General features: G+C 38.2%; 7 protein-coding genes. All 7 read left to right on the plus strand.

All coding sequences use genetic code 11. The features are described from left to right. Positions 1-247 (plus strand): hypothetical protein (locus QL989_RS18940; RefSeq protein WP_290171681.1); only part of this gene is annotated, 247 nt, incomplete at its 5' end. Continuing rightward, a complete protein-coding gene (locus QL989_RS18945; RefSeq protein ID WP_290171683.1) occupies positions 244-2235 on the plus strand; it encodes a replication endonuclease in 1992 nt (663 codons plus the stop codon). The genes QL989_RS18940 and QL989_RS18945, both read left to right, overlap by 4 nt. Before the next feature lie 39 nt (positions 2236-2274). Continuing rightward, positions 2275-2598, plus strand: coding sequence for a hypothetical protein (locus QL989_RS18950; protein ID WP_290171685.1), 324 nt, complete (start codon positions 2275-2277; stop codon positions 2596-2598). Positions 2599-2853: 255 nt separating this feature from the next. Then, entirely contained in the window at positions 2854-2988 is a 135-nt protein-coding gene (locus QL989_RS18955) for a hypothetical protein (RefSeq protein ID WP_283957130.1), read from the plus strand. Positions 2989-3105: 117 nt separating this feature from the next. Continuing rightward, positions 3106-4626 (plus strand): hypothetical protein, encoded by a 1521-nt coding sequence (locus QL989_RS18960; protein WP_290171688.1) that lies wholly within the window; start codon positions 3106-3108, stop codon positions 4624-4626. Position 4627: 1 nt separating this feature from the next. Continuing rightward, a complete protein-coding gene (locus tag QL989_RS18965; protein ID WP_290171690.1) occupies positions 4628-4945 on the plus strand; it encodes a DUF2523 family protein in 318 nt (105 codons plus the stop codon). Positions 4946-4947: 2 nt separating this feature from the next. Next, positions 4948-5468, plus strand: a 521-nt coding sequence (locus tag QL989_RS18970) for a zonular occludens toxin domain-containing protein (protein WP_290171692.1), incomplete at its 3' end; no start/stop codon positions are given.

The raw sequence follows: 5468 nt of genomic DNA on the forward strand, positions 1-5468 counted from the left end.
ACAAGGAAATACGGATATGAGTTCCACTAAAAACACATTAAATCCATTATTAGTTCAAATTACATATTTTTTTGTTCTAGTTTTTCAATTTACGTTTTTATTATCTGGCTTACTTTCCATTGCATACCAAGAGTACGATATAGCACTTGATTTTTTATCTTATTCTTTATTTCCTGTTATTTATATAATTTTAAACTTCATTTTAGTCCGCACTCCAATTTATAAAAAAGTAAAGGCTAACCAATGAACTCACTTTCTAACGCCCAATATGCTCAAGTTTTCCCGCTAAAAACAGCTATTAATTTAACTGCTAATTTTGATAAATTTCATTCAGATATTGGCATTCACAACTCTAATAATAAGCCCGCAACAGGTTTTTATTTTGATAGCAAAGCCTTTAGAAATCGTGTTTTTAAGACCCATTCAAACTTATCTCATATGCTAAGTACTGGGTACTTTTTAGCTGAAAAGTTCAATGGTTTAGTTGAAGCAGATAGACGATTGAAGCATGCCGATACAGCTTTAAAGCTTGGCAATCCTCTTTTTGGTTATATAAACCTATCATGTTCAGACGATGAAATATGCGAAATTGCAGAGCAAAAAGCCCGTTATTGTGAGCTGAAAATAAGTAAAAACGGCTATACTTTATCTGTATTTAACATCCTTGTTAAATACTTAAATTCCTTTGATATTCAAGAGCCTGAACTAGTTTCACCGTATTGCACACACTTTGCAGCAGACTCTTTAACAGGTATTTTAAACCGCTTTGCTGACCCAATTTTCTGGCGTCGTAAGTTACGTAAAATCCAAGCGTTTACTATTGAACAACTAGCACGTGATTTAAGACTCGTACATAAAAAAGCAAGTGCTTATGTATCACAACCAACCATCCAGAACCGCCGTGAACGTAAGCGCAAATCAGCCGAAATAATGTCTGATTTATATGTTGTTCCAAACGATGCAAACCCGTTTGATGAGTTCGAAACACTGCAATCAATTATTGAACGTTCGCATACATCTGGTAAACAACAAGCGGCTGAATTAATGGTTCGCATTCGTGGCTTTGAAGAACTAGCAAACATGCATGGCCATCGCGGTGAGTTCTACACATTATCAGCACCAAGTAGATTTCATGCAGTTCACCATACAGGCCGACCAAATAATAAATATGATGGTTCAACCCCTCAGGATGCGCAGGAATATTTTAACGGTATTTGGAAACGTGCCCGCGCCCTATTCTCAAAACAAAATTTGCGCCCTTACGGATTCCGTGTTGTTGAACCTCATCATGACGGTTGCCCACACTGGCATATGCTTTTATTCATGGAAAAAGGCGATGCAATACAAGTTCGCGCAATCCTGAGAAAACTTTGCACCGAAGATACACCAACCGAATTTAGAACAAGCACCACCCGTTTTAAGGCCATTACGATTAATAAAAGTAAAGGCTCTGCTGCTGGTTACATAGCTAAATATATTACTAAAGCCGTGACTGGTGACAGCATCGACAAAGTAATTTGTTCTCAAGCGGGTGAAATGAAAATACTTCCAGCCGATGCCGCAGAACGTGCATCTACTTGGGCAAGCACTTTCGATATTAGACGTTTTCAGCAAATTGGTGGTCCATCAGTCACCCTTTGGCGTGAACTTAGACGATTAGGCCAAGGTGATACTGGCAAATGTGAGGTTGCAAACGCAATGAATACAACACTAGACACAGTTTCAAAATACGCACTTGAAAAGGTACGCCAAGCTGCTGATTCATCAGATTGGAAAGCATTTTGCCTTGCAATGGGTGGCGTACAAGTTAAACGCAAAGACCAAACGTTACGCATTCACTACCAGGTTCCCGATATTGTAGACAGAATTACTGGCGAAGTTAGCCGCAGTGAATCTAAATCACCCTACTTTGCTACTAAATACGGCGACCAACCAGCAAATCGTATTCTTGGTGTTGCATGGGATGCTGTTGTTGTAATCACTCGGCGCGGTACTACCCAAGTGCTTACTGAAAAAGATATTAAAGCTCAACGTAAAATCATGTGTGGTGTGTCTGAACAAATACAAGGTTGGTACGATGACGGCCGCTTATTCGCACCTAGTGATGAAGATATGCAGTTCCTTGAAGCGTGCGTTCTTGAGGATTATCAAAACATGTGCTTATTCATGGATTACGAAGCTCTGGCTGGCAACATTTCGAGCGACGAAGTCGCGAGCTTGGACTTGTGTCATTAACTGTAACTATTAATAAAACTAAACCCTATTGGAGAAATTATGAATATTGAAGGCGCTATTACAGACCTAGTAAAAGTTAATCGTACAGATGATAAAGGCGCTCCCCTGCCTACAACTGGCGAATTTAAACTTCATACAAAAAACCCAGCTCAAATTTTATCTGTAAAGGTATCTGCTGACCAATTTAACGATGGTACTTATCAGCAATTGGAGAATTTGCAATCTGACCCTAACGGCTGGGGCTTAAAGCCTGTATTGCTCAATATTGAATATTACGAAGGTGCTAACGTAGCACGTCAAATGGATTGGAAAGGTTTCCGCTTACATAGCTTACCTACTGAAACAAAGCAGGTTAAAAGCTAGTTATGCAATGTATTTATTTGAATGCTGACGGCACATTAACCGCTACAAGTGAAACACTTGAACAGTGCTCTGGTTACGTTCTTGTACCCTCACATGAAGCAGCTTCATATGTTGAAAGCATTCAGATAACGGCTCTGGAAATTGCAGGGTCATTCACTTGGGGCTTCGGCTTCATAATATTTTTTGGCTTCTTATCCTATAAAGCAAAGGTCGCCAAAAAGGTTATTAAATTACTTTAAAATTAAGGAAATTATCATGGCTGATATATTCGCAGCAGTAGATTTAACAACAGTAGCAGCATTCGTTACAGGTGCAATGGTTATCGTTGTCGGTGTAGCAATGGCGTTTAAAGGTGGCATCTTAGGTAAACGTGCTATTAAAGCGGTTTAATTTAAGGAGTTACTTATGGGCGGCTTAATCGTCGCCCTTATCCTCACTATTATAGCGATGATAGGGGCTTTAGCTGGTTTTATAGTTTGTCGAAATTTCGGTTGGGGATAGCTGCCAATGAAATATTTAATTTATACACTGGCGCTTATTAGCGCTTTTTTTGTTTCTGCTAACTCTGTAATTGATGATGAATCTAGCCCGTATCACGGTTACGAATACGTTTCTGCGAATGAGAAAGAAGGCACCCTTTATGTTGATTCTTCATATGGCACTACATGGCCATCACCAAAAGCAGGATTTGATAACTATTTTAATTATGAAGCTTATGCAGCTGATTTTTTTCAAGTCAATATTTTAACAGAGCGTGTTGATGTTTCAGGTAGGTTTCACACTTACTTCATTAAATTTGAAACTTTTTCAGACTGTTCTGGTTCACCTTGTAATAGAGATGAAAAGGCATTTACCCGTCAATTTACAACAACTGACGGTACCGTTTATTCTTGCCCAGATTCTTACACCATAGGTCCTATTGAAATAAATAATTCTCAGCTATGTTTAAGAGTTGCAATCATTCCTGAACCCTGTTCAGAATTTGGTAATAACTCATTTTTACCTAACAAATCAGGCGTTGGTCAAGCTGGTGAAAATGCTTGTTATACCAATCCAACTACAGGCCAACAATGTCAATTTAAACAAGGTAACGATAATTTCATTGCAACTGGCAAATCATGTGATGGTGATGAAAATGACTACGGTGACAAACCAACACCCGAACCAACTCCTGATGGTGGTGACGACAATTGTTATAACTACGGCTCTCAAGGTAAAGTTTTAATTTGTGACGTTGACCCAAACGAGGGATGTAACCCAATAATTGTTAGTGGCCAGCAACAATATCAATGCCCGCATGGCTGCGGTTCTATGGATGGTGTTTATTTTTGTACATATGACGATAAAGACGGTGATGGTATACCCGATGATAAAAATGGTAATGGCGTACCTGATAAAGATGAAACCTGTGTTAACGGTAAGTGCAAGCCTAAAAACCCTGATGATAATACAACACCAACACCTGAAACACCTGATATGACTCAAACTAATACCCGCCTTGATAGTGTTATTGGTGAGCTTGATTCTATTGGTGGGAATATTAGAAAAACCAATCAAACTTTAGACGGTATTAATTCAGGTATTCAGGGCATTAAGCAAGGCCAAGATAAATCAAATGGCTTACTTACTGGTGTAGAAAAAAATACAAAACTAACTGCTGAAAACACTGATGTTATCGCGGGTAACACAAAAGGTATTTTAGATTCAATTTCTGAAACTGATATAGGCGATTCATTCAACCCTGAGGGTTCATCTAGTTTTTACGAATCATCTTATGAGAACGGTTGGCAGGGAGTTTGGGACGAAAAAAGCGATTTAATCGGACAGACTGGCTTGTTTGTTTTTTTAAAACAATTCCGCCTTACCTCTGGCGGTTCTGCACCAGAAATGAAAATCTGTTTTGATGTACTCGTTAATTTGGGCTGTAAAACTTTAGATCCAAATTGGGAGCGCTTAATGCCATTTTTAAGAATTTGTATATTTATAACTGCCGCTTTTGTTTGTCGTAGAATTATATTTGGAGGTTAATATGTTGGATTGGTTAGCAACAACTTACAACGATTTTAAACAGTTCCTTTGGAGCATTGTTTTATCTGTTCATGAAATTTACAAAGATTTATTTACGTGGATTTTTGAGCAATTTTTAGACCTATCACATTTAGCATTGACTGGTATGGATTCATATTTTGACACTTTAGATATAACATCTTACTTATCAGGTATCCCCTCTGGTTTGCAGTGGTTTATGTCATCTATCGGTGTCCCTCAAGCACTTACTATGATTATGACAGCCGTAACTATTCGCATATTACTTCAACTTATACCATTCACTAGACTAGGGAGCTAATCATGATAAATGGAATACAAGGTAAACCAGGGGGAGGAAAAAGTTATGAAGCTGTTGTTACTCATATCATACCCACAGTCACAAAAGATAAACGCAAAGTAGTAACAAATTTACCCTTAAACGTTGATAAGTTTTGCGACGTATACGGTGAATATTGCAGAGACTTAATTGAAATAGTAGATGGTGAATTTCACAATTATGGCGGTGAGCGCCCATTTTCAAAGAAAGACCATTACTTACAATACGAGAACTGGCAAAACGAACAAGGCCAAAAAGTTTACTTTTTTATAGATGAGTGCCACTTGGCCATGCCCAGCACCGGCACTGAAAAAGAGCTAACAGAGTTTTTTAGTATGCACCGCCACTATGGTTTTGACATTATGCTAATCACTCAGAACTTTAGGAAAGTAAACCGAGATATAAGGGATATGATACAAATGTCATATCGCTGTATAAAAAAATCACACATGGGTCAAGATGATAAATACATTCTTAAAGTTCATGATGGCGTAGGTACTACAAA

The organism is Pseudoalteromonas sp. APC 3224, from assembly GCF_030407535.1.
In the GTDB taxonomy this organism is placed as follows: domain Bacteria; phylum Pseudomonadota; class Gammaproteobacteria; order Enterobacterales; family Alteromonadaceae; genus Pseudoalteromonas.